Consider the following 25,104-nt stretch of genomic DNA (forward strand, 5'->3'; position numbering starts at 1 on the left):
AAACAGGGGTAAGGTTCAAAAGCGAGAATACCTGCTAATATTAAGGAGAACACCGATCGCCATTAACATCAGGGTCAAACTAGAGCCTCCATAGCTCAAAAATGGCAAGGTAATGCCCGTAACAGGCATTAGCCCTGTGACAACTCCAATATTAATCATTACCTGAATAGCCACCATGGCGATGATCCCTACGGCTAAAAAGCTGCCATATAAATCCGGTGCACCTAGGGCGATTCGAATACCTCTCCACAACAACAGTGCAAATAATAGTAATATAAATGAACCACCGATAAAACCTAATTCTTCAGATAGTATTGCAAAGATAAAGTCGGTCTGTGGTTCTGGTAAGTAAAAAAACTTCTGTCGGCTTTCGCCAAGTCCAAGTCCAAACAATCCGCCGGGACCTATCGCGTAAAGCGATTGAATAATTTGAAATCCGCTCACCAGCGGGTCCGACCAAGGATCCAAAAAAGAGGTGATCCGTTTAATCCGATATGGAGCGGAGGCAATTAAGCCGACAAACCCGGCTAGTCCCAAGAGTCCTAAAAAGGCAAAATGACTAACGCGTGCCCCAGCAATAAAAATCATGACGACACAGGTACCCATCATAACTGTTCCCGTACCTAAATCAGGTTGGAGCATGATCATTGAAAAGGCTAAAAAGGCAAGCCCTAATGATGGAACAAGACCTTTTTTAAATGAAGTAATGAGCTTTTGCCGTTCGGACAGATATTTTGCCAAAAAAGCTATCATCGCCAGTTTCATAAATTCTGAAGGTTGAACTGAAAAAGCGCCTACACCAATCCAACTTCGAGATCCATTTCTTTCATTACCAATTCCCGGAATTAAAACAAGAATAAGTAGGACAAAACAAATAATGATAAAGGTTTTCGACCAGGTCCTCCACGTCCAATAGTTGATGTTCATAATAAAAAACATAGCAGCAACTCCTACCCCTGCAAAAAGAGTTTGTCTTTTCGCAAAGAAAAAGGAATCATTAAATTTATATTCAGCCCAGATAGCACTTGCGCTGTAAACCATGATAAGCCCTATTGCCAGAAGCGTGAATGTTACGATCATTAAAATAAAATCGGGAGTTGTTTTTTTTGTCGGCACCACAATACACCTCAACTGCTAGTTTTAGGGCTTTGCAGAACCACGCAAGGTACAAGCCCTTACTTAAGCTTATGCACCGCTTCGATAAAAATGTCTCCCCTGACCTCAAAAGTTTTATATTGATCCCAGCTCGCACAAGCAGGAGATAACAATATTACGTCACCTGATTCGGAGTATCGATAAGCTTCAGGCACTGCCTTGTCAACATTATCGACACGGATGATTGTTTTTATTCCAGCCAATGTCCCGACCCGTTCCATCTTAGGAGCGGTTTGCCCAAATGTAATCATTGCTTTTACATTTTTTAAATAAGGCAGGAGCTCATCAAACTCGTTACCGCGATCCAAACCGCCTGCGAGCAGAATAACAGGTGCTTCAAACGCAGCTAAAGCATTAATGGATGCCAGAATATTCGTCGCTTTAGAATCATTATAGAATTTTCTACCGTTCACTTCTGTAACGAATTGCAGGCGGTGCCTGACACCAGTAAATGTTCGCAGAACCCTTTGAATTGCGCTATTTTCTACGCCTGAAAGCTTTGCCGCAGCCATTGCAGATAAAATATTTTCAAGATTGTGGTTGCCCGGCAGAGCTATTTTCTCAATTTCCATCACTTTTTCACTATTAAATATAATCCAGCCATCGGAAATATAAGCACCTTCCGACAGTTTCTTCTTTGTAGAAAAAGGAATGATGCTGGCCTTAGAGTGACGAGCAACTTCTAGAGTCTCTTCTTGATCCGCATTGACAATGAGATATTCAAGTTCTGTTTGATTTTTTGTGATGTTTGCCTTTGCCGCAATATATTCTTTTTTTGCCCCATGATAATCCAAATGGGCATCATATAGGTTTGTAAGAATGGCAATTTTAGGATTAAAATTGACAATCCCCATTAATTGAAACGAAGATAATTCAATGACAATCGTATTGTCTGCTGTTGCTTCCTCCGCAACACCTGATGCCACTGTACCAATATTCCCTGCAATTAGCGGGTTCTTTTCATCCTCTTTCAACATTTCATAGACTAAAGTTGTTGTTGTTGTTTTCCCGTTTGTTCCTGTAATAGCAATAAATGGGGCTTCCGATACCTCATATGCAAGCTCTACCTCGGTGATAACCGGAATTCCTTTTTCAATCGCTCCAGCAATCATTGGGTTGTTATAAGGAATACCCGGATTCTTGACAATCAGCTCGAATCCTTCATCTAGAAGTTCAATAGGATGTTCACCACATATCACTTTAATTCCTTGTTCTAATAGCCCTTGTGCCTCAGGATTTTCCGAGAATGGCTTTTTATCATTAACCGTCACAAATGCTCCAAGCTTATGTAATAGAGCGGCTGCTGTTACCCCGCTTTTCGCCAAACCAAGGACAAGAATTTTTTTATGACTGAAAGTTTTAATCTGTTTCAATTTATAACCACACCTCTATATAGATTCCTAGTATCGCAAGGATTAATCCAACACTCCAAAAAGTGACGACAACACGCCATTCCGACCAACCTACTAATTCATAATGGTGATGCAATGGGCTCATACGGAAAATCCGTTTACCGGTTGTTTTAAAGGAGATAACCTGTAAAATAACGGATAATGTTTCAATGACAAATACTCCTCCGATAATGATAAGCAAAATTTCAAGTTTGGTAAGAATTGCGATAGTGGCAATTGCACCTCCAAGGGCAAGTGAACCGGTATCTCCCATGAAAACCTTGGCTGGATGGGCGTTAAACACCAAGAACCCTAACACAGCTCCTACAACCGCCACAGAAAATATCGCAATTTCCATCTGTGATTGATTCCAAGCAAGTACTGCTAGTGCACCAAAAGCAATTGCTGCGGTACCTGACACCAGGCCATCAAGTCCATCGGTTAAGTTGACCGCATTTGAAAAGCCAACTAACCAGAATATGATGAAAAAGATGAAAAACCAGCCTAAATCAAATGTTGTATCAGTAAATGGGATACTAATTTCAGTAGAGAAACCTTGTTGTTTATAGATAAGATAAAAGATAATTGAAATAATGATTTGACCTGCTAGCTTTTGTTTAGATGTTAATCCTAAATTTCGTTTTAAGGCGACTTTGATAAAATCGTCTAAAAAACCAAGCAATCCAAAACCGAGCGTTACAAGAAGCAGCAAATATGTTTTAACAGTCGGTTCAGAAAATTTGCCTGTCATCACAAGTGTCGTAATAACGATCGAAAACAAGATCATCACACCGCCCATGGTTGGTGTGCCAGATTTTTTCTGGTGGGATTTTGGCCCTTCTTCACGAATGCTTTGTCCAAATTTCAACCTTCTTAAGAAGGGAATAAATACAGGAGAAAGCAATACTGATATAAGAAAGCCCATAATTATTGTGAAAAAAATAACTTGCTCAAGCATTTTATTCCCTCCTTTCAGGTTTGTTTTTATTAATTACCTCGTTTAATAACACAGATATATCATATGTTTCGTTATTTTTATTAAGAAGTTTTTTATTTGAAAATTTAAAGTTAGTTATCGCCATAATTTTGTCTGTTTCTCCATTTAATTTTTCAATATATCTATTTAAAATTGTTACAATTGCATCAGCAGGATCGTTTGTAAAAAATACTGGAAAATGGTTCGGAGTATACCTTGGAAGATCGTATTCTTGATTCCAAATAGCTGCGATTGCTCCATTTGCAATCGCTTCTGAAAGTTCACCATTCATTCCGTTATATGACACAAATAATCCTTTTGGCTGCGCTTCTTTTGCTTGGTCGCTAACCGAAGCAAACAAAAAATCGTCTTGGATTCCACGGCTAGAATCAAATAGACCTCCCAAGTCTTTCAAAGCTAAATACATAGCTATCTCCCCTCAATCGCTTCCCGTGCTACCAACCTGTCATCAAAATCGTGAACGACATTGCCAATAATTTGATATGTTTCATGGCCCTTACCGGCTATTAAGATCACATCTCCTGTTGTTGCCTGTTGTATTGCTGTATGAATCGCTTCTTTACGGTCAGGTATGATCTTATATTTTTCACCCTCAACCCCCGCTTCCATTTCCTTCAATATTGCTAATGGGTCTTCACTTCTAGGGTTATCTGAAGTGAGGATAGGATCTGTGGCCAATTGACAGGCTATCTGAGCCATCAATGGCCGCTTCGTACGATCTCGATCCCCACCGCAGCCTACGATGACGAAGATTCTTTTTTTTGCAAAATGCTGAACCGTCTTTAATACATTTTCAAGGCTGTCAGGTGTATGGGCATAGTCAACAATAACCGTGAAATCTTGTCCTGCATTTACAAGTTCAAACCTTCCTGATACACCTTCTACACTTTCAATGGACTTGATAATTTCATTAATTTCGACTCCGGACACAAGCGAGGCAGCAATACTTGCTAAAACATTATAAACACTGAATCTCCCAATTAATTGCATTTGGATCGGAAATTTTTCCGTTTCGACAAAGAGATTGAAATGAGTACCAGAGGAAGTCATTTGGATCTCTTTCGCTTGAATATCTGCCTTGTTGTCGATTCCATATGTAATTACATGTGCGGCAGTTGACCTGCTATACATATCAGAGGCAGGGTCGTCTGCATTTAAAACAGCAAATTTTGGTTTATGATGATCAAATGTATTACCGAGCTGGGCAAATAATAAACTCTTCGCACGCTTATATTCATCCATTGTCTTATGATAATCCAGGTGGTCTTGCGTTAGATTTGTAAACACAGCCACATCATAATCGCAGCCATGGACCCTGCCAAGGTCTAATGCATGCGAAGAAACCTCCATTACGGCCGTATTTACACCTGCTTCAACCATTTGCTGAAAGGTTTTTTGAAGTGTCAAGCTTTCAGGTGTGGTGTTTTTGGTTTCAATCGTCTTTTCAGCAATTTTAGTGTACATCGTGCCAATCAAACCGGTCTTTTGACCAGCATCTACCATTATTTTTTCAATTAAATGACTGGTGGTTGTTTTTCCGTTTGTTCCTGTGATCCCAATTAAATGCAGCTTTTTAGTTGGCTGCCCATAAAGAGTATCAGCTAACACAGCCATTGCTCTTGTTGTATCTTTTACAAGAATAACAGGCACACCAAGTGATAACGGACGTTCCGCAAGTATGGCTGCTGCGCCGTTTTTTACAGCTGATTCTGCAAAATCATGACCATCAACTGTATAACCTTTAATACAAATAAATAAGCTCCCTTTTTGCACCTTCCGATTATCGTTTTCGATCGATGTAATTTCCAGATCTTCACCTTTAAAAGGAACTAAAAGATGCAAATTCTTAAGCAGCTTTTGTAGCTTCATTTCTCTCAAATCCTCTCATGACCGTACATACATATTACCAGTATTTACCTCAAAATTCTTCTTAACGAAAGTTCCATCTTATTTTACATTAAAATATTTTATTTTGCTATTTAGTTATATAAGCTTAAAGAAAAAATTAAGCGGCGGAAAACATTCCGACCGCCCTAACAATAAGAAATCCAACTCGAGTTATTCTTCTTTACCAAAATAAAGCCTAATTTTTGACCCTTCCTTCACTTTGGTTCCGGCCACAGGAGATTGCCTAATAACCACATCTCCCTCCCCGCTGGCATCTACCTTTAAGTTAATAAGCTGATCCATTAACTCCATTTTTGTCAAACCGGTAAAATCAGGAAGTTTTATTAAAGGAGTATCTGGCCATTTTAGTTCTTTTTCAATTTGATCCTTTCTAGGCTCAACCCCCATTGCTTTCATACTATCCTTCATAATATTACCTACAATTGGAGCGGTAATGGTTCCCCCAAATGCCGTAACTCCTTTTGGGTTATCAACAGCAACATAAACGACAATCTGTGGGTCATCAGCAGGGGCAAAGCCCATAAAAGAAACAATAAAGTTATTTTCTAAGTATCTGCCGTTTTGTGCTTTTTGCGCAGTCCCTGTTTTTCCACCTACACGATAGCCATCAACAAACGCCCTGCCACCTGTCCCTTGGGCCACTACACTTTCAAGTGCATGGCGGATTTCCTTTGAAGTCTTCTCGGAAATTACTCTTCTTTTTTCAACAGGAGAATTCCTCATTACAATCTCTTTGGTTACAGGATCAATTAACTCTTTCGCAATGAACGGCTTGTATAATATTCCGCCATTGACCGCTGCTGACACTGCGGTTACCTGCTGGATCGGTGTTACAGATACTCCTTGTCCAAAAGCAGTTGTTGCCTGTTCAACAGGACCTACTCGGTTCAAATTAAATAAAATCCCTGTTCCTTCACCTTGTAAATCAATTCCAGTTTTCTGTCCAAATCCAAAATCCTTAACATATTTAAAAAGCTTTTCTTTTCCTAGTCGTTCACCTAATTCAACAAATCCAGGGTTACACGAGTTTTCAACAACCTCTAAAAATGTTTGATCACCATGCCCGCCCCGTTTCCAGCATTTTAACCTTGCTCCTGCTACTTGAACCGACCCAGAATCATGGAAATGTTCCTTTTCCAAGTTAACTTTTCCTTCATTCAATGCTGCAGCAAGGGTAATAATTTTAAAAGTTGAACCAGGTTCATAGGTTGACCAAACTGGCAGGTTCCGATTATAGACCTCTTGGGGTACATTCCGGAAATTAGCAGGATCAAAAGTTGGTCTGCTGGACATCGCTAGAATTTCACCACTATTTGGGTTCATAGCAATGGCGATAATACCATCTGGATTGTATTTTGCCTCAGCAATATCTAGTTCTCTTTCGACAATGGTTTGTATCTTTGAATCGATTGTCAGCTTCAAATCGAGACCGTTGATCGGCTGCTCATAATCATCTGCCATATCGTTCATTCTTTCACCTTTAGCATTCGCATAGAACTTAACTGAGCCCCGTTCACCACTTAGCTCTTTATCATAATATTGCTCTAGTCCCATCAACCCCTGGTTGTCCACTCCTGCAAACCCAAGTACATGTGAGAGATAACTCCCCATGGGATAATGGCGCTTGGAGTCTTCCCCAATATAGACCCCTTCAAGACCCAGGGATCTGATTTCCTTAGCCTTTTCATGAGAAATTTTTCTGCCTTCCTTTATACGAACAATTCTCTCCTTTAAGGTGATATCCCGGTATGCCTTTTCTTTTGACATATTTAAAACGGAGGCCAGCTTTTCCGCGGTTGTTGCTGGGTCCTTTATTTGCCTTGGGACTACCCAAACAGTGGGGGTACTTATATTCGTTGCCAACGGCACCCCATTACGGTCTACAATTTCTCCTCGTTCAGGTTCGAAAGGGATATTACGGCTCCAAGAGTCTTTTGCTCCTGCAGTCAACCAATCACCCAAAACAAATTGAACATATCCAAGCCGCACATCAATAATTAAGAAGGTTAGAATACCAACGAATAGAGCAATCATTAATCGTTTACGGACAGTTACATTTGAAACTCGCATATTTTGAACGACCCTCCTTTTTCTATCGTTCATTTATATGCTTGTACTTTTTTTATTAGAACGCCGACTAACGTTAATAAATAAGAGAAAATCCCGCTCTAGTAAGCGGGATTAACGTTTAATCTTGGACTATTTCTTCAATGGTTTCTTTTGATTGGTCTTGACCATTTGAATTAGCCTGATTTTCTTGAGTCCACTGTTCTTCAGGAGTTTTTAAATCAACTATTAAGAAATCACCGTTTCGCATAATCGTTTTTGGTTTGATATTTTGCTTAGTTACATAGCCTTGTCCCTTTGAATTCAGTTTTAAGCCAGCAATATTGGCCACTTTCATTACATCTCTAAGTGACCAGCCTTTCATATCTGGGGCCAGTTTATCTCCATTTGTTTGGATGATTACCTTTTCCCCCTCTAAAACAGTCGTACCTGACTCTGGTAGTTGTCTGACAACTTTTGTTCCGTTGCCTATTACAACGGTTTCAATGTCTTTTGCCTTTAGTTCTTTTTCTGTTGCCTCGACCGACTTCCCAATAAAATCTGATAGTTTATTTAATTGTGCTTTTTGACTCTTAGAAGGTTGGATATTTAAATATTGCAAGCTGTTTTTCATGACAGGATTAAAAATAGCCGAGACAGGAAGGGCACCTAAGCCGGTTCCATCAAGATCAGGCTGCTGAACAGCAACATATACAATCAACTTGGGATCATCCTTAGGGGCCATGCCTAGAAACGAAAACATATAGTTATCTGCCCCTTGTAAATATCTTCCGTTCGGTCCTGGGATATTAGCTGTCCCCGTTTTACCAGCGACACTGTAGCCATCAATTTTGTAACGGCCACCCGTTCCTTTAGGTGAAGTAACAACGGTTTCAAGGATATCACGAACCTGTTTGGCAGTCTCTTTTGATATAGGAGTTGAAACGACCTCAGGAGTGGTTGATTTAATTGTTTCTCCTGTGTCATGATTGACAATTTTTTTGACAACATGCGGCTTTATCATTTTCCCGTCATTAGCTATCGCTGTTGCCGCTTGAATTTGTTGAATCGGTGTAATTGCCGTTCCCTGTCCGTATGCAGTAGTAATTTTTTCAATCGGATAAGTAAACTGAATCTTTCCTGAGGTTTCATCAGGAAGATCAATGCCCGTAGGTTTATCAAAACCAAATTTTGTTAAATATTCTCTAAACTTTTCAAAACCCAACTTCTCCTTCGCAATCTTCGCAAATGCAACGTTTGATGAACGTTGAACACCCTCAAGATAGGTGATGGTTCCCCAGCCGGAGTAATTATGGTCATGAATTGCTTTATCCTTTTTGGTAACTTGATAGGAACCAGATTGATAGGTTTCATTCGGATTAAAAACCTTTTCTTGCACCGCTGCTGCAAGTGTAAATATTTTCATTGTCGATCCAGGTTCAAATGAGGTTTCAATAGCTTCATTATGCCAGCCTTTATCAATTCCTTCTTTTGTTATTGGATGGAAGGACGGCCGTTGCCCCATCGCTAATATTTCTCCTGTTTTCGGATCGGCTACAATCGCAATAATTTTTTGAGGTTTATATTCCTTATCTACCTTGTTCATAGCATCTTCTAAAAAGGTTTGAATTTTTTGGTCTATGGTCAAATAGACATCATTCCCATTTTGAGCAGGAGTAATTTTTTCCTTTTCGTCCGGAAGTATATAGCCCCACAAATCACTCTCAAAATTTAATTTACCATTTTTTCCTGTTAATTCATCATTTAGAATTTTCTCAATTCCCATTTTCCCAATTGATTTAATCGTTTTATCCTTTTGCTCAATCCGGTCTGCATACCCAACTAAATGTGAAGCAAAAACTCCGTTTGGGTAAAAGCGTTTCGAATCCCGAATAAATGTAATTCCTGGAAGCTTAAGTTCTTCAATCTTTTTCTTTGTTTGGTGAGTAATATCTCTGCCCGCCTTGCCAAACTCAACCTGGAATTTCTTATTTTCTTTCCCTTTGGATAATATACTATAAATTTCTGATTGATCCATTTCCAAGTACTTTGCTAATTCTTTTGCTGTTTTGTCTAGATTTTTTACGTGTTGTGGCTTTTTGGGATTTGTCGTCATCTTCTTATCTAAAATAGCAATCAAGGTATATGCATTGGTATCTTCTGCAATTACCCCGCCATTCCGATCAAAGATATCGCCCCTTAAGGCCGCCAAATTCCCTTCCCTGCTATATTTCTCTTGAGCTTTCGCAGCAAGAGGCTGCCCGTCTACTTCTCCAGAGATTTGAATCGAAAAATACCTGAAGAGTAATACAAAAAAGAGCAAGCCAAATAATCCAAATAAAATGGCTGCTCCTGCATTCATATATGGTTGTTTCTTGTTCATTTTAATGCACTACCTTGACATTATTTTCATTTTTAATAAGGCCCATTTCCTTAGCCTTTTGATAAATTCGATCATATGCACTTAATTCGCTTACCTGAACCTGTAAATCACTATTTACCTTCTGTTGTTCGGACACCTTTGCTTCAATAACCTGGATGTCCTTATTTACCTGGTAAATTTTAGATTGGTTCGAAATAATGTGAATCGCCCCAAAACATACAAATCCAGCAAAGGCTAATCCAATTATTTTTTCTCCTGGTGTAAGCCAGGATTTTTTGATAATTACTTGACCTTTTTTTTGGACTTTCTGCTCTGTTTGTTGCTGCTCTAAATACTTCCTGGCAAGATTACTCAAACGCTTCCCCTCCAGATTTTATTCATTTTCTACCACCACTGCCTAGGTGATGGTATTTTTTATAATTTTTCTGCAATACGGAGCTTTGCAGATCGGGCACGATTGTTTTGTTCTAATTCTTCTTCAGATGGAAGAATTGGTTTCCGTGAGATTAGCTTTAAGATCGGTTTATACTCATCTGGAATGATTGGTAAACCTGGAGGTAAATTAGGGGTTTCACTTGCTTTCTTAAGGGCTGCCTTGCAAATCCTGTCCTCTAGAGAATGAAAGGTAATAACACTTATTCTTCCCTCTGGGTTTAATAAGTCAATTGCTTGATTTATCGATTTTTCAAACACAGCTAATTCATCATTTACAGCAATTCTTACTGCTTGAAAAACTCGCTTGGCAGGATGTCCACCTTTTCTTCTAGCAGGTGCTGGAATAGCATCCTTAATCAATTCAACTAATTCTGCCGTTGTTTCAATTGGTTTTGCAAGTCTTGCCGCTTCAATTTTACGTGCTATTTGTTTAGAGAATTTTTCTTCGCCATAGCGAAAAAAGATGCGAACTAAGTCTTCATATGCCCAATGATTAATCACATCATAGGCAGAAACATCAGCATCATTATCCATCCTCATATCGAGTGGTGCATCATGATGATAGCTAAAACCTCTTTCTGGTGTATCCAATTGTGGTGAGGATACCCCAAGATCGTATAGGACTCCGTCAACTTTAGCAATTCCTCGATCATTAAGCTCTTCTTTTAAATATAAGAAATTGCTTTTTATTATCTCTAATCGGTCTCCATATTGTGCCAACTTCTCTTTAGCATGTGCAATAGCTGTTTCATCCTGGTCAAATGCAAATAGTTTACCTCGGGCTCCGAGTTTCGAAAGAATCAAGGAACTGTGTCCCGCCCCACCCAAAGTACAATCAACATAAATACCATCTGACTTAATATTTAATCCATCAACAGCTTCCTTTAACAACACAGTTGTATGTTCAAACATGTAGTAACCACCTTTTCCAATCGAACGATATATAACAGAAAATATATTAACATAATTTATCCATTATATATCAAAGCCAATCATATTTTCTGCAATTTCCGCAAAAGATTCTTCAGACTGTGAAAAATAGTCTTCCCAAATCTGTTTGCTCCAAATTTCAATTCGATTGGAAACACCCAAAATTACACATTCTTTTTCTAGCTTTGCATATTGCAATAGTGGTGCTGGGATATTAATTCTTCCTTGCTTATCAAGTTCACTCTCTGTTGCTCCAGAAAAGAAGAAGCGAGTAAAAGCACGGGCATCTTTTTTTGTCAGAGGTAAGCCTTTTAACTTTTCTTCAATAAGCTCCCACTCTGATATGGGGTAACCAAATAAACATTGATCCAATCCACGTGTGATAATGAACATTTCACCAAGCTCATCACGGAATTTGGAGGGCACAATCATGCGGCCTTTATTATCAATGCTGTGATGGTATTCACCCATGAACATACCCATGACCCCCACTTTCTATTAAAAATGTACCACATTCCCCCACTTTCCACCACCTATTTTTAACTATTCTCGTTAATTCTTAATAATCCTGTTTCATTATGTTATTTTTTTACAAAAAAAAAGAAAAACTCCACAATGTAAGTGAAGTTTTTCTATATTTTCATGACCTTGTGCCTTCCATCAAATTCGAATCTTCCTGTCATTAAGTCATTAATAAAATTCAATCCATATTGATTTAGATAATAAAATACATTCCAAACCCTCTCTTGCGGAAAACCATCAGGTCTTAAAGCTAGATCAACACGCGCATATTTTTTGATCATATTATCGTGCTTTAATCTTACTGCTTCATCAAGTTTCTTTTCCAAAAAATCGATTTCTTTTAATAAGTAACCTTCGTTTTTCTTAAATAATGGTAGGAGGCCGCGGTCTAACTGAGCTGTTTTTGCTTCAATTTGTCTATATTGCTTTACTAATTGGTCTTTAGTAATTGAAAATAGTGACTCTACTTCTTTGTCTTTTATTGCTTCTAGAAATTGGTGTCTTCCTTTGTCCGTTCCAATGCTCAAAACTTCTGCTAAATTTAGATGCAATTCTGCAACATCTGTTTCCACCGATCGATCAAGGATGGTAATATTCAAACGGGGAACGATCGGCGGCATCTTCATATCAAAATGCTCAAAAACTAGTTTGAGTTCTGCCCAGTATGATATTTCACCTGGCCCCGCAATGAAAGCAACACTTGGAAAGAGCCATTCCTGCATTAACGGACGCGTCACCACATTATTGCTTAAATTTGCCGGATTCTCCTCAGCTAGCACCACTAATTGTTCTCTCGTAAATGCCAAGGTCCCATTTTTCCCCACAAACCGATCATTTCCTCGATCGTACTCAAGTAGAATCCGTTCACTCATTTTCTGATCATAGTAGAATAGGTTGGCATTTTCTTCACTTGCATCAATCGTAATCGGAAAACCCTTTATTCCAATTTCCCGTTGTTGTTCCAATAATTTGTTTGTTATCTCTTCATGGTGAAGAATTTGACTTTTTAAAAATTCTTTCTGCAGCAAACGAAATTCTTTGTTACCTGAATCAACAATTAATAACCCATAATCCTTGAACAATTCCATAATAATATTTGCAAAGAAATCGACAAAGGTGGTTGATATGGATATTTGTTCTTTTGCAAATTCTAATAGTGTGTTTGTATGCTCTGTCTCACCGAAATTCTCAATTAGATTATTAACCCATGATAGACAGCTTTCTTTGTTTAACTGAATATCGGAGACCATTTTCTTATTAACTACTCTCTCCGGATAGGTCCATTTATCGACCTTTCGATTAACTGGCACAAACACATGATTAACTTCTTGGAAATCATGATCTTCGCCTGCAATCCAAAATACTGGAACGACTGGTACTCCAAGCTGCTCTTCCTTTTGCTCTGCTAATTTAATAATTGAAATGACTTTATGTATTGAATAAAGCGGCCCTGTAAGGATCCCTGCCTGCTGACCACCAATAACTACGAGGCTATTATTTGTTTTAAGTTTATCAATTGACTTGATAACAGCTTCAGACGATGGAAACTGCTTCATAAAGCTCTCAATGTGTTCAGCAACCTCTACGCGAGGAAATGACCGGTTACTTAATTCTGAAACCCTTTTGGCATCATCGGTTAATTCATTATACCTGTAATGAAAAAAAGGCTCGATTTCAGTAGACTGTTCCAAATAATTCGAAGCAAACCGATTTGTTGCTGGTAAAGAGAGATTTAAAATCTCCATTCATGTACTTCCTTTCTGATTACCCAAATTCATTCTTTTAAGAGTATACCACTACCAACCGGATTTGAAAAAAACTTTGGCTTGAAATCAGTTGGAAAAGGTAAATATTAATGCACGATGGATTAATCCATATAGCGTTAAGGTGATGTATGCAAGGAGAAAAAGGATAAAATTAAAACGCCAAAAACCCTTCATCACTTTTTTCAAAACAATTTCTTCTTTTACCTTCCAATGAACAAATACAAAAATCATCGCAATTAAAATCATTATTAGTATTATTAACCAAAAAAGTGATTTACCCCAAATAGTAGCAATTAAAAAATGAACGGAAATAATAAATAAAATCGTTGTATAATCAAGTGACATGTGGACAGATTTTCGAGTATTTTTTGTCACCAGTTTTGTTATAAAAAAAACGATGAATAATCCTAAAAATGGTAAAGTGAATAAAATAGATATTATGGAGGATAGAAAAGTAATCAAGAGTTCGCCTCCTTTACCACTTCTTTCCCTTTTATTAAATAATAAAGGTTCTCAACCTGAGGTGCGGTCATTTCCTTAAATTGTGCTTCTTCTAAAATATACCCTAAGATTGCATCTATTTCTGTCATTTTGTTCGCTTCAATATCCCTAAGCATGGAGGAGTGGTTTTCGGAGGTGTTTTTACAAATATCAATAATTTGTAGTTGATGTACTTCAGCATTTTTCAAATTTAATACCGTAGAAATTTCGGAAAATAAATTTTTTAATACATGAAAATAGTATTGATTATTTATTAATTCGCCATTTTTAACCTGAAGAATAGCCGTTAATGGATTAATGACTGCGTTGACAATTAATTTATTTTGCAGCATTTGAAAGTAATCCTCTTTGAGAACAAGTGGAAATTCGATTGGTGCTGAAAAAACAAATTCACTTAAAAGTGTAGTATCTCCCTTGAAAACAGCAACATTAGTTATACCTTCACCATTATGGGATACAGTATATGAATTTTCTTTAAGGGCTCCGTGCTCCACTGATCCCACATAAATATTAGTAAACGGAATTGTTTCAAGCTGTTTTAAATGCCCCATGCCATTCTGTAAAAATAATAGATTGTTAGGAATTACCGGTAATTGATTTATTTTCTCAATAATTGGATAAAGATGATACTGTTTGACCGCGATAATTGTTATATCCTCTACTCCCTTCCACTCTGTAATTGGCAGGGCCTGTACAAAGGATATCGTTTGTTCTCCTTTTTTCTTTAGTACGATTCCATTTTTATTTATCTCAGATGTTTGCTCTGTTGATCTGCAGTATATCGTAACCTCAAACACCCTACTAATATAAGCGGCAAATAATAAGCCAATTGATCCAGCACCTATAATTCCAACCCTCATGGTAACCCCTCTTTTTAGTCATCTTTACCCATATTTTATCAGATGCAGTCGATAGTTTGTTAGAAAGATTAGAAAAAATAAACCCTATTCGACAACCGCCAAATAGGGTCTATAAAATTATACGGGGTAAACCGGATGCTTACGGACACTGAAATTTAATTCTTTCGTTTCATAGTAAGCAAAGCGTTGAATAAGTATATTTCGTAATTCAGACGGAGCGACGATTTCATCGATTATAAGCTCTGAAGCAAGCTTGTAAATGTCGATATGCTCTTTGTATTCTTTCTGTTTTTCTTGGACAAAAGCAATTTTTTCTTTCGGGTCGGTTATTTCATTAATTTTGTTTGAATAGACCGCATTGACAGCGGCTTCAGGACCCATAACGGCAATTTGTGCGGTCGGCAACGCGATGCAGCAATCAGGTTCAAAAGCGGGACCTGCCATCGCATATAGTCCAGCACCGTAAGCTTTTCTAACAATTACCGATATTTTCGGAACAGTTGCTGAGCTCATAGCAGCAATTAATTTTGCCCCATGACGGATAATTCCTGCACGTTCAACCTTTGTTCCGATCATGAAACCAGGTACATCTGCCAAAAATAATAGGCGGAATATGAAAAGCATCGCAAAGCTGAATAAATTTTGCAGCTTTATCAGCGGAATCAACAAACAAAACGCCGCCTTTTACTTTTGGCTGATTAGCAATAATTCCAATAGCTCTTCCATCGATTCTAGCTAATCCCGTTATCAATTCTGGGGCAAATAATTTTTTAATTTCATAAAAGCTATCTTGGTCCACAAGTCTATCAATACATTCATACATATCAAACGGTGCGTTTTGGTTTTCCGGAATGATCGCTTCTAGTTCACGGCCTTGTTTCGCTGCTGCGCCTTCAGTCATCTTTGGTTTTGCTATAAAACTGCTTGGAAAGAAACTGATATACTTTTTTGCTGATTCAATCGCATCTTCCTCACTATAAGTGAGAACATCTCCACAGCCGCTGACAGAACAATGCATCCTGGCACCGCCCATTTCCTCAAGCGTTACCTTTTCGCCGATAACCTTTTCTGCCATACGTGGTGATCCCAAATACATCGAAGCATTTTGATCAACCATAATAACAATATCGCAAAATGCAGGGATATAAGCCCCACCAGCAGCGGACGGGCCAAACAGAATACATACTTGGGGAATCATCCCGGAAAGCTTCACTTGATTATAAAAAATTTTTCCCGCACCTCGTCGATTTGGAAACATTTCTAATTGATCTGTTATTCTTGCTCCTGCTGAATCGACCAGATAAAATAACGGAACTTTTAATTTCTCCGCTACTTCTTGAATACGGATTATTTTTTCAACCGTTCTTGCTCCCCATGACCCTGCTTTGATTGTTGAATCATTTGCCATGACACAGACAGTCTGACCTTTAATTTTACCAATCGCTGTTACGACACCATCTGCAGGAAGGTCACCAGCCTTAAAATTGGCAAATTTACCATCTTCTTCGTATTTTCCTTCATCAAGCAATAATTGAAGACGCTCACGAACAAAGAGCTTTTTTTGTTGTTTAGCCTTCTCATGATATTTTGGTTGTCCGCCGGATTCAATTATTTTACGGTTCTCGTACAATTGATTATTCAATAATTCTCCTCCTCAAAAAACGTCCGTTAATATGTTTCTTCATCATTTTCTAAATTTCCTGCAATCTTTGAAAACGCTATCTGAACTTATTTGAAGAATTTTTTGAGTTTTTGTTATATAATAAAGGTGATTCATTTGTTCCTGAATAACATAATGCAAAATTAATTTCATATCATGTTATTCAGGAACAAATGAATATATACAAGATTATGATGTTTTCATATTTAGGAGGTCGACTATGGCAATTAAAGTGGAAAGACTAAAAGTAAACTTTAAGACACTAGAAGAGTTTAAAAAGTTTAAAGAATATGGGATTCAAGAATTGTCTATGCTTGAAGATCTTGAAGCAAATATGGTTGATAACAATAGCGACTCACCATTCTATGGAATTTATTTCGGGGACAAACTAGTAGCACGAATGAGTTTATATCAAATTGATGCAAAATTTGACCGCTATTTCTATCCCGCCGCAAAATTACTTAGAACTATGGAAGCTCGAGGTATTGCCTGATTATCAAAGTAAGGGGTATGGCAAAGTGCTTGTAGAATTTGCGAAGAACTTTGGTCTCCCGATTAAAACGAACCCTAGAGTTCAATCAAGGAGTTTCTGGGAAAAAATGGACTTTGCCAATGTAGAATATGATATGGAGCGTGACCGTGGAGAAAATCCATTGGTTTGGTATCCTAAAGGCGTCGAACCACAACATCATAATTAAAAAAAATGAAAAAGCGGACATTAGGTCCGCTTTTTCTACTTTTCTACTCTTTCAAGGTTACCGTTTTTATCCATTTGAAATTTTACCTTTTGTTGTCGGTCCTCATCTTGAAGGACGACCATTTTTCGAGCTCTTTCCATAATTTCAATTAATGATCGATAATCCTCTTCGATTGCTTTTAAATTTTTGGATAATCTTTCATTTTCTGCAGCTAAATAGAATGCCTTCTTTTCCAACTCTTTGATTTTTTCAAAAGACCTCTTCCTGTCTGCTTCAAAATCGGATGAAACTTGCGCTTTTTGATGGAGACCCTCTAAAAATTGAATAACAGCCGAAAACGTAATTGTGCTGCTTGGCACATTTCCTTTTGGTGAAGGAACGCTTTCTACTTTAACCGCTTCCTGAATAGTCTCTACTTCATTCGAGACTGGCTGCTTTTTCAACTCTTTACGCTGCTTTTTGGCAAGCTCTATCCCTGATTTATATTGTTTTCTTACAAATGAATTCCAGCGAAACCCACAGGCTGCAGATGTACGCGTAAGCTGCTTCCCTACTTCCTCAAACGCTTGCAGCTGTGTCCCGCCTTCACGGATGTGCCGTAACACAACTTCAGCAAGCAACAAGTCTTCGTCTTGGGACCATGCATCTTGTCGAGTTGGTGACATTAAATCATCCCTCCTAGTGTTTTTATAATACATATGCATCTACTAGAAAAGATAGACTTAATCAAAAGCGGTGTTTTAATCTTTATTCATTGTTTTTACCTATAAAAGTTTTTACATATTGATGATGGGCATCACTTTCCCACAATAAGGAACAATTTCTTACCTCTTCCTCTATTCTTTCACGGAGTTTAGTTTCCTCCCACTTTCTAACCCAAAGCATTTTATAGGATTTCAGCACACTTCGATCATTTGTTAACATTTTCTCAAGGCATTCTTCACAAGCCTTAAGAGAGTTACCCCTATATAAAGCATCTATAAAACCAATTTCGTTTAAATATGACGCTGTTTGCAGTTCAGCTTCCATTAAAAGCTTCATAGCAGCTGAGACTGGGAACTTTTCTGTTAAAATTGAACCTCCACCCCAGCCTGTTGTTATCGCTTGCTTGCCTTGTACAAACCCTGCCTTTATACCTTCTCGCGCAATACGAAAGTCGCAAGCTGCTGCAAGTTCGCACCCGCCGCCAATCGCTGTTCCATTTATGAGAGCCATGGTCGGAACCGCTAATGTTACCAGCGAATAAAGAATATTAGCCATTTTAGAAAGCATTGGGTACGCTTCTTCCTTTGTGTGAAGCTTATGAAAAACAGATAAATCTCCTCCCGAACAAAAAGCCCGATCGTCTTTTCCAGTAATCACAAGGGCCTTTATATCTGGTTCAGAGGCTCTTTTTATCGCCTCAGCTAAGCCTTCCATCACATCAAAATTAATAGCATTTCTTTTTTCACTTCTATTAATCGTAAATAATAAATAACCCTTTTCCTGTTTTTCAATGGAATAAAACAAACTGTCGCAACCTTTCATTATTAATTGATAGGCTGTGTTAAACTTGTCTGTTGATTTCCGCTCCATGCGCTTCGCTTTCCGCGGGCGTGCCGGGGAGTCTCCTCGTCGCTTCGCTCCTGCGGGGTCTCCCCTGCCCCGTACTCCCGCAGGAGTCTCGCGCATTCCGCTCCAATCAACAGATTGTGAAAAATCAACATTTAGCTTTAACACAGCCAATTGATAAAGGGATATAGTATGTATTTTTCTTAAAACGACAAAAGCACAAGGGCTCTAACACCCTTGTGCTTTCTATCTTACCTTAAAATTAGTCGTTCACTACGTCTTTTCCTTTGTATGTTCCGCAAGCTTTACATACGCGGTGTGAAAGTTTCATTTCACCACAGTTTGGGCAGCTTACCATACCAGGTACGTTTAATTTAAAATGAGTACGACGTTTTCTTTTTGCAGTTTTAGAAGTCCTTCTAAAAGGTACAGCCATTCTTCCCACCTCCTTAAAGAGTATTAAGAAAGTAATGAAGGCCAGGAATTCTGGTTCTTCACTTTGCTTCTTAGATTTGTCGATTATGATTCGGAAGAAGAATTGTTTTCGTCAAAAAACTTTGCGAGACCAGCAAGTCTCGGATCCATTTTTTTAGATTGATCTTCCTCATGAACAACTTCCCAATCCTTGCCAGACTGTGGAGCAGCATCTTCATGATTAACATCGTCACAAAAAACTTGCATTGGAACTTCAAGTAAAAGAATTTCTCGAAGGATTGGCATTACATCAATCACATCACTATTTACTTGATATGCTTCCTCCTCAGTTTCATAAACTGAACCTTGCAAGAGGAACGTTTCAGTCGTTTCGACATTAATTGGAAGTTTTACATCCACTAAAGTACGAGAACAAGGAAGTATTAAGTAACCTTCGATTTTTAAATGGAATGTCACTTTTGTTGAATCGATATCTCCCCGACCAGTAATATGCATCGGAGAAACTTCTCGGATGGTTGGATCATCTTGTTTGATCTCATCCACACGAACCATCTCATCAATCATAAAATCCTTGTTTCGATATTTTTGTAATTGACTTAATGTCCATTTCAATTGAATCACCCCAAGGCAACAAAGGTAATTATAGCCTTCGATAAATTTTTTGTCAATGTTTTTTCTTTACACCCCGTCAGGTGATAAAAAGCAATCGCTCATAAAGGTTTCCTATACTAGTTTAACCAGTTAAGCTATTTGCAAACATCTTTAATATCTTATCATATAATTTGATTGGTTTCCTTATATTATTGATATAATGTTAGTAGTTAAAAAAAAGGGAGAAAATAAATGAAATCTGTAGGATTAATAGTGGAATACAACCCTTTTCATAATGGACATGCCTTTCATTTACAAGCATCAAAGGAGGCTGCAGAGGCAGATGTTGTCATTGCAGTAATGAGCGGAAACTTTTTACAGCGCGGGGAACCGGCACTTGTTTCCAAATGGCAGCGCACCAAGATGGCATTGCTTAATGGAGTAGATATAGTCTTTGAGCTTCCCTATCGCTTCGCTACTCAAAAAGCGGAAACGTTCGCAAACGGTTCTGTGTCAATTTTAGATGCAGTCGGCTGCGACTCTCTATGTTTTGGCAGTGAAAGTGGGGATTTATCCTCGTTCATTCAAACTATCGATTACTTAAAAGATCAGCAAAACTCATTTAATGAAAACATCAAATGGCACTTAGATACTGGTGTCAGCTATCCTAAAGCCCTTTCCTTAGCTTTTAAACAATTGCCTAATGCAAATAATTATTTAGATTTAGCAAAACCAAATAATATTCTTGGACTTGAATACATAAAAGCAATCCAACGACAAAAGAGTTCAGTCAGTCCGATGACAATCCCTCGAAAAAACGCTGACTATCACGATGAACATTTTGCTTCTGCAACAATTGCCAGTGCGACGAGTATTCGTAAAGCCATTTTTACAGATAACGCTAACCAAACAGAAATTAATCAATATGTACCAGAGCAAACAAAACTTTTATTAAAAGAGTATGTACAACAATATCAGGGATTTCACCAATGGGAAAATTATTGGAGCTACCTTCAATTTCGCTTGATTCATTCTAGTCCCAGTGAACTCAGGGAAATTTATGAGATGGAGGAGGGACTTGAGAACCGACTTCAAACAGCAGCTCTTGAAACTGATAACTTTCATAAATTTATGCAGCAAATTAAAACAAAAAGATATACATGGACAAGGCTGCAAAGGTTATGTGTTCATATTTTAACGAACACAAAAAAGGAGGAAATGACGAGACACTCGGAAAAAGCCTCTTATCTAAGACTTTTAGGAATGACCAGTATAGGCAGGGAATACTTAAATAAGAAGAAGTCTCACCTTAGTCTCCCCCTTATTTCAAAACTAGCCTCATTTAAAGAAAAAGAAATAAACCTTGATATTAAGGCAGCTCGGATTTATTCTCTAGGGATTCCTAGTCATTTAAAAAACAAAATGCTTCGGCAGGAATTTGAGCAACCGCCAATTTATATACAGGAAAAATAAAAATGATGTTGCAGACGCACCATCATTTTTATTTTTCCTTTAGCTTTTCTAAATACCTAACTGCGTCATCAAAGTTATCAATTGGAACGATCTTCATTTTGGTTTTTATGTCCCTTGCAGTCTTAACTGCATCCCGGTAATTGGAATTCTTTATCCCTTTTTCATTAGGAGCTAAAAAGTACTCCGCCCCAGCCTTGTCAGCAGCTACGATTTTTTGTTCAATTCCTCCAATAGGTCCGACTGTTCCATCCACATCAATCGTCCCGGTACCAGCAATTTGATAGCCCTTAGTTAAGTCTCCTTCTGTTAACTGGTTATAGATTTCTAATGAAAACATGAATCCAGCAGATGGTCCCCCAATTTCATCTGTCTTTACTTTAACCTTTGGCTTGACAACTATTTCTTTATCGTCCACTAGAGAAATTCCTATCCCCACCTTTTGAGGATTCTCTTTAAAAGGCTGAAGTTTTAATGTAACAGTCTTTGTACTTTTATTACGCAAGTAGGTTAATTTCACCTTATCCCCAGCTTGTTTTTTGCTTACGTAATCAATAAATTTTTCCGAAGAAGGCAATTGCTGCCCATCCACTTTAAAAATGCGGTCACCCGTGGAAAGCTTTCCTTCCGCAGGCATTTCTGGAATCACCTGCATGACATAGATCCCCTTATATTTATAATTCACAGGCAATCCCGCCTTACGGTAGGCAACTTCTATTGCATTAAGTTTTGAGCCAGCCATCAGATGGAGCTGTCTCGCATTGTATTCTTCCTCTGTTTCTTTTTTATTTAAAATCATATCTAATGGGTAAAGTTCTTCATAATTTCGTATCTTTGCTTCTAAATAGGAGTAAATATTTGCTCTACCCATTCTAACTGTTGTAAGCATAAAATTACCTTTATCCTTATCGCCGCCTTCAACCATAATGATTGGTCCAAGTTCTTTCGCCATTCCAGGTTTTGAAACATAATAAGGCAATGAATAGAACATTCCCCAGATAAAAAAAATGGCAACGATTAGTGCAGAACCTATATATATTTTTTTGCGCATCGCAATTTCTACCCCTTCCACTGTTCAATCACGGTTTTTATTTGCTTTAGATGTTTTTTCGCTTCTTCCTCACCAAGATTAATGATCTCATCAATATTTGTGAAGGCTCGTGAACTATAAATTTCAACAGGGGGTCGAATCATTACACTGGCCGCGATCTCTCTATTGTTAATTATTTCAGCTTGCATAATGTCTATACTCTGCATAATCACATCGTAAATTGAGGTAATTTCTGCGTTCCGTTTCACCCTGGAGACATCTACTGCGATAACTATATCCGCCCCCATCTCTTTAGCCACAGAAACAGGAATACGGTCAGATACACCACCATCTACAAGGATTCTCCCATTATATTTTTCTGGAACAAATATCCCCGGGATGGAAATACTTGCTCTTACAGCATCAGCAACCGGGCCCGTTTGAAAAACAACCTTTTCCCCCGTCAATAAATCAGTTGCGACGATACCTATTGGAATGGACAAGTCCTCAATGTTTTTTCCATGAGTAAAAACCTTAATAAATTCCTTTACTTTTTTTCCTGAGATAAATCCCATTTTCGGAACAGTAAAATCCAAAAAGTATTTTCTTTTAAAAGCAGTGGATAATTTATATAACCGATCCATGTCAATTCCTGCCCCGTAAAAACTTGCAACCAGCGCCCCCATGCTGCTGCCTGCAATCAGATGAATCGGAATTCCAGCATCTTTCAATGCTTTTATGACTCCTAAATGAGCAAACCCACGTGCACCACCCGAACCAAGCGCCAAGCCTATTTTAGGGTGCTCCATTACTAAAGACCTCCTATTTAAACCTATTAGATATTTTTTCTTCTTAACAGACAGGACTTCCCGAAGCCAATCCACAGAAATAAGAAGTCTCGTTCAATCTTATGGTCTAAATAAACGTTCTATGAGTATATTTGTTTTATATGAGGACAAGTCAGGATAAGAATAATTCTTATTTTACCATTCAATTAATTGATTGCACAGTTTCATCGATCCCTCTCGGAAGGAGGTTCCTTCATTGTTTCGTTCCAAACTAAAAACTATTTTTTTATCTATATCCGTCACTATTTTAGCTGCCTCACTTATTTCTTTTCCTCAAGAGTCCTTAGACGCTTCTATCCGAGGGCTAAATATGTGGTGGGAAATTGTCTTTCCATCGCTATTACCTTTTTTTATTGTTTCTGAAATGTTAATTGGCTTTGGGGTTGTCAAATTTATCGGCGTATTATTGGAGCCATTAATGAGGCCTCTCTTTAAGGTACCTGGTGTTGGAGGGTTCGTTTGGGCGATGGGTATGGCTTCAGGATTCCCCGCTGGAGCAAAGTTTACCGCAAGATTACGTCAGGAAGGCCACTTAACACGAATTGAAGCAGAAAGACTTGTTTCTTTCACAAATTCTTCTAACCCTTTATTTATCTTTGGGGCAGTATCTGTAGGTTTTTTCTATAATCCTCATTTAGGTGTTATTCTTGCATTAGCCCACTATTTAGGAAATATTTGTGTTGGATTGATCATGCGTTTTTATGGGAATGAATCCCCTAACGAAATTAGTAAGAAAAATAAAAAGTTCAAAATCCGATTGGCTTTATCCGCTTTGCATCAAACAAGATTAAAAGATAATCGACCAATTGGTAAACTTCTTGGTGATGCAGTTAATTCTTCCATTCAAACTTTATTAATGGTTGGCGGGTTTATTATTTTATTTTCTGTGATTAACAAATTACTTTATCATTTACATATTACAGCGACACTTGCAAAATCAGTAGAGATCTTGTTATCCTCATTGTCTTTCCCTGAAATGTTAAGCATTCCATTTATATCTGGTTTATTTGAAATTACATTAGGCAGCCAACTAACGAGTCTGGTTCAAGATGCTACTCTATTACAAAAAGCAATGATTACCAGCTTTATCCTGGCATTTAGTGGATTTAGTGTCCAAGCACAGGTTGCAAGCATCCTGGCACAAACAGATATCCGATTTAAACCATTTTTTATTGCAAGAATCCTTCAAGGTATATTTGCAAGCTTGTTTGCATTGATTTTGTGGAAGCCAGTTTACTTGCGTTTCAATAATCAAGAGCAGCCTTCTAACGCTTTACCTGTTGGTTTTTTTGAAGACGGTTCATGGGGAGATCATTTTTATCATAAAATGATGGAAGTTGGTCCGCTTATCACCATTTTCTCCCTTTTTGTGTATGTGCTAATTTTGTTTTGCCGCGTAAAAAAACAATAAAAAAGAGCTGGCAAAGCTCTTTTTTATTGTTTTTTGAACTTCTTTTGTAATTCTTTTTCAACAATTGGTGGGACGAGCGTTGATATGTTCCCATTATATTTTGCCACTTCTTTTACAATACTGGAGCTTAAGAAGGAATATTGATTATTGGTCATAATAAAAAAGGTCTCGATATCTTCATTAAGCACTCTATTCATCGAAGTGATTTGCATTTCGTACTCAAAATCTGAAACTGCCCGCAATCCACGGATGATAGCATTAGCATTAACAGCCTTTGCATAATCAACAAGTAAGCCAGAATGGACATCTACCTTAACATTAGGAAGATCTTTTGTTACAGCCTGAATTAGATTCATTCGCTCTTCAACACTGAATAACGGATTTTTAGATGAATTGTTTAATACACTCACATAGACAGTGTCAAATACTTTGGCACCTCTTCTAATAATATCTAAATGACCATATGTAATTGGATCAAAGCTTCCTGGACAAACGGCTATTTTTGTCAAATTGACT

The 25,104-nt window shown here is 37.9% G+C and carries 22 protein-coding genes and 2 pseudogenes; 3 read left to right on the plus strand and 21 right to left on the minus strand.

Features of this window, described 5'->3' with window-relative positions:
• Nucleotides 1–15 precede the first annotated feature (15 nt).
• The 14 genes and pseudogenes from spoVE to QF028_RS18455 all read right to left on the minus strand — a co-directional run bounded on the left by spoVE (nucleotide 16) and on the right by QF028_RS18455 (nucleotide 16,536).
• Nucleotides 16–1,116, minus strand: coding sequence for a stage V sporulation protein E (gene spoVE / locus QF028_RS18390; protein ID WP_429467569.1), 1,101 nt, complete (start codon nucleotides 1,114–1,116; stop codon nucleotides 16–18).
• Nucleotides 1,117–1,175: 59 nt separating this feature from the next.
• Nucleotides 1,176–2,528 carry a UDP-N-acetylmuramoyl-L-alanine--D-glutamate ligase gene (gene murD / locus QF028_RS18395; RefSeq protein WP_410888097.1) on the minus strand — a complete coding sequence of 451 codons (1,353 nt, stop codon included), beginning with the start codon at nucleotides 2,526–2,528 and terminating at the stop codon, nucleotides 1,176–1,178.
• A 1-nt stretch (nucleotide 2,529) separates the two neighbouring features.
• A complete protein-coding gene (gene mraY / locus QF028_RS18400) occupies nucleotides 2,530–3,504 on the minus strand; it encodes a phospho-N-acetylmuramoyl-pentapeptide-transferase (protein WP_168242711.1) in 975 nt (324 codons plus the stop codon).
• A gap of 1 nt (nucleotide 3,505) precedes the next feature.
• Nucleotides 3,506–3,949, minus strand: a complete 444-nt coding sequence (locus QF028_RS18405) for a hypothetical protein (protein WP_429467571.1) — start codon at nucleotides 3,947–3,949, stop codon at nucleotides 3,506–3,508.
• A 2-nt stretch (nucleotides 3,950–3,951) separates the two neighbouring features.
• Entirely contained in the window at nucleotides 3,952–5,412 is a 1,461-nt protein-coding gene (locus tag QF028_RS18410; RefSeq protein ID WP_429467574.1) for a UDP-N-acetylmuramoyl-L-alanyl-D-glutamate--2,6-diaminopimelate ligase, read from the minus strand.
• 189 nt (nucleotides 5,413–5,601) lie between these two features.
• Complete coding sequence (locus tag QF028_RS18415) at nucleotides 5,602–7,521, minus strand: stage V sporulation protein D (RefSeq protein ID WP_429467577.1); 1,920 nt, start codon at nucleotides 7,519–7,521, stop codon at nucleotides 5,602–5,604.
• Between the two features lie 118 nt (nucleotides 7,522–7,639).
• Nucleotides 7,640–9,880 (minus strand): penicillin-binding protein, encoded by a 2,241-nt coding sequence (locus QF028_RS18420; RefSeq protein WP_429467580.1) that lies wholly within the window; start codon nucleotides 9,878–9,880, stop codon nucleotides 7,640–7,642.
• Between the two features lies 1 nt (nucleotide 9,881).
• Nucleotides 9,882–10,235, minus strand: coding sequence for a cell division protein FtsL (gene ftsL, locus QF028_RS18425; protein ID WP_429467582.1), 354 nt, complete (start codon nucleotides 10,233–10,235; stop codon nucleotides 9,882–9,884).
• A 59-nt stretch (nucleotides 10,236–10,294) separates the two neighbouring features.
• The gene (gene rsmH / locus QF028_RS18430; protein WP_214715958.1) at nucleotides 10,295–11,227 is read right to left on the minus strand and encodes a 16S rRNA (cytosine(1402)-N(4))-methyltransferase RsmH; all 933 of its coding nucleotides are present in this window, start codon (nucleotides 11,225–11,227) and stop codon (nucleotides 10,295–10,297) included.
• Between the two features lie 63 nt (nucleotides 11,228–11,290).
• Entirely contained in the window at nucleotides 11,291–11,722 is a 432-nt protein-coding gene (gene mraZ, locus QF028_RS18435; RefSeq protein ID WP_066252575.1) for a division/cell wall cluster transcriptional repressor MraZ, read from the minus strand.
• Between the two features lie 155 nt (nucleotides 11,723–11,877).
• Nucleotides 11,878–13,512 (minus strand): bacillithiol biosynthesis cysteine-adding enzyme BshC, encoded by a 1,635-nt coding sequence (gene bshC / locus QF028_RS18440; RefSeq protein ID WP_429467585.1) that lies wholly within the window; start codon nucleotides 13,510–13,512, stop codon nucleotides 11,878–11,880.
• An 87-nt stretch (nucleotides 13,513–13,599) separates the two neighbouring features.
• A complete protein-coding gene (locus QF028_RS18445) occupies nucleotides 13,600–13,995 on the minus strand; it encodes a DUF3397 domain-containing protein (protein ID WP_215000229.1) in 396 nt (131 codons plus the stop codon).
• Nucleotides 13,992–14,894, minus strand: coding sequence for a 2-dehydropantoate 2-reductase (locus QF028_RS18450; protein WP_429467588.1), 903 nt, complete (start codon nucleotides 14,892–14,894; stop codon nucleotides 13,992–13,994). The genes QF028_RS18445 and QF028_RS18450 overlap by 4 nt, the downstream gene beginning before the upstream one ends.
• A 117-nt stretch (nucleotides 14,895–15,011) precedes the next feature.
• Nucleotides 15,012–16,536: pseudogene (locus QF028_RS18455) on the minus strand (acyl-CoA carboxylase subunit beta).
• Between the two features lie 238 nt (nucleotides 16,537–16,774).
• Here QF028_RS18455 and QF028_RS18460 point away from each other — a divergent pair.
• Nucleotides 16,775–17,252 (plus strand): annotated as a pseudogene (locus QF028_RS18460) (N-acetyltransferase).
• 35 nt (nucleotides 17,253–17,287) lie between these two features.
• Here the strand turns inward: QF028_RS18460 and QF028_RS18465 are convergent.
• The 4 genes from QF028_RS18465 to QF028_RS18480 form a co-directional block, all read right to left on the minus strand.
• The gene (locus QF028_RS18465; RefSeq protein ID WP_410888079.1) at nucleotides 17,288–17,917 is read right to left on the minus strand and encodes an RsfA family transcriptional regulator; all 630 of its coding nucleotides are present in this window, start codon (nucleotides 17,915–17,917) and stop codon (nucleotides 17,288–17,290) included.
• A gap of 82 nt (nucleotides 17,918–17,999) precedes the next feature.
• Entirely contained in the window at nucleotides 18,000–18,779 is a 780-nt protein-coding gene (locus QF028_RS18470; RefSeq protein ID WP_429472413.1) for an enoyl-CoA hydratase/isomerase family protein, read from the minus strand.
• Between the two features lie 286 nt (nucleotides 18,780–19,065).
• Entirely contained in the window at nucleotides 19,066–19,239 is a 174-nt protein-coding gene (rpmF, locus tag QF028_RS18475) for a 50S ribosomal protein L32 (protein WP_026566356.1), read from the minus strand.
• Nucleotides 19,240–19,322: 83 nt separating this feature from the next.
• The gene (locus QF028_RS18480; protein ID WP_168242697.1) at nucleotides 19,323–19,850 is read right to left on the minus strand and encodes a YceD family protein; all 528 of its coding nucleotides are present in this window, start codon (nucleotides 19,848–19,850) and stop codon (nucleotides 19,323–19,325) included.
• Between the two features lie 231 nt (nucleotides 19,851–20,081).
• On the opposite strand from QF028_RS18480, the gene QF028_RS18485 reads away from it, so the two are divergent.
• Nucleotides 20,082–21,302: a nucleotidyltransferase gene (locus tag QF028_RS18485; RefSeq protein ID WP_429467592.1), complete on the plus strand. Its 1,221-nt coding sequence runs from the start codon at nucleotides 20,082–20,084 to the stop codon at nucleotides 21,300–21,302.
• 28 nt (nucleotides 21,303–21,330) lie between these two features.
• Here QF028_RS18485 and QF028_RS18490 read toward each other — a convergent pair whose 3' ends face one another.
• Together QF028_RS18490 and QF028_RS18495 are read right to left on the minus strand one after the other, a co-directional pair.
• Nucleotides 21,331–22,350: a SepM family pheromone-processing serine protease gene (locus QF028_RS18490; protein ID WP_429467595.1), complete on the minus strand. Its 1,020-nt coding sequence runs from the start codon at nucleotides 22,348–22,350 to the stop codon at nucleotides 21,331–21,333.
• Between the two features lie 8 nt (nucleotides 22,351–22,358).
• Nucleotides 22,359–23,138, minus strand: coding sequence for a patatin-like phospholipase family protein (locus QF028_RS18495; RefSeq protein ID WP_215000215.1), 780 nt, complete (start codon nucleotides 23,136–23,138; stop codon nucleotides 22,359–22,361).
• A 235-nt stretch (nucleotides 23,139–23,373) separates the two neighbouring features.
• On the opposite strand from QF028_RS18495, the gene ylbJ reads away from it, so the two are divergent.
• Entirely contained in the window at nucleotides 23,374–24,588 is a 1,215-nt protein-coding gene (gene ylbJ / locus QF028_RS18500; protein WP_429467598.1) for a sporulation integral membrane protein YlbJ, read from the plus strand.
• Between the two features lie 23 nt (nucleotides 24,589–24,611).
• Here ylbJ and coaD read toward each other — a convergent pair whose 3' ends face one another.
• The gene (gene coaD / locus QF028_RS18505; RefSeq protein WP_168242692.1) at nucleotides 24,612–25,097 is read right to left on the minus strand and encodes a pantetheine-phosphate adenylyltransferase; all 486 of its coding nucleotides are present in this window, start codon (nucleotides 25,095–25,097) and stop codon (nucleotides 24,612–24,614) included.
• Nucleotides 25,098–25,104 lie beyond the last annotated feature (7 nt).

The organism is Neobacillus sp. B4I6 (assembly GCF_050434045.1).
Lineage (GTDB): Bacteria > Bacillota > Bacilli > Bacillales > Cytobacillaceae > Neobacillus.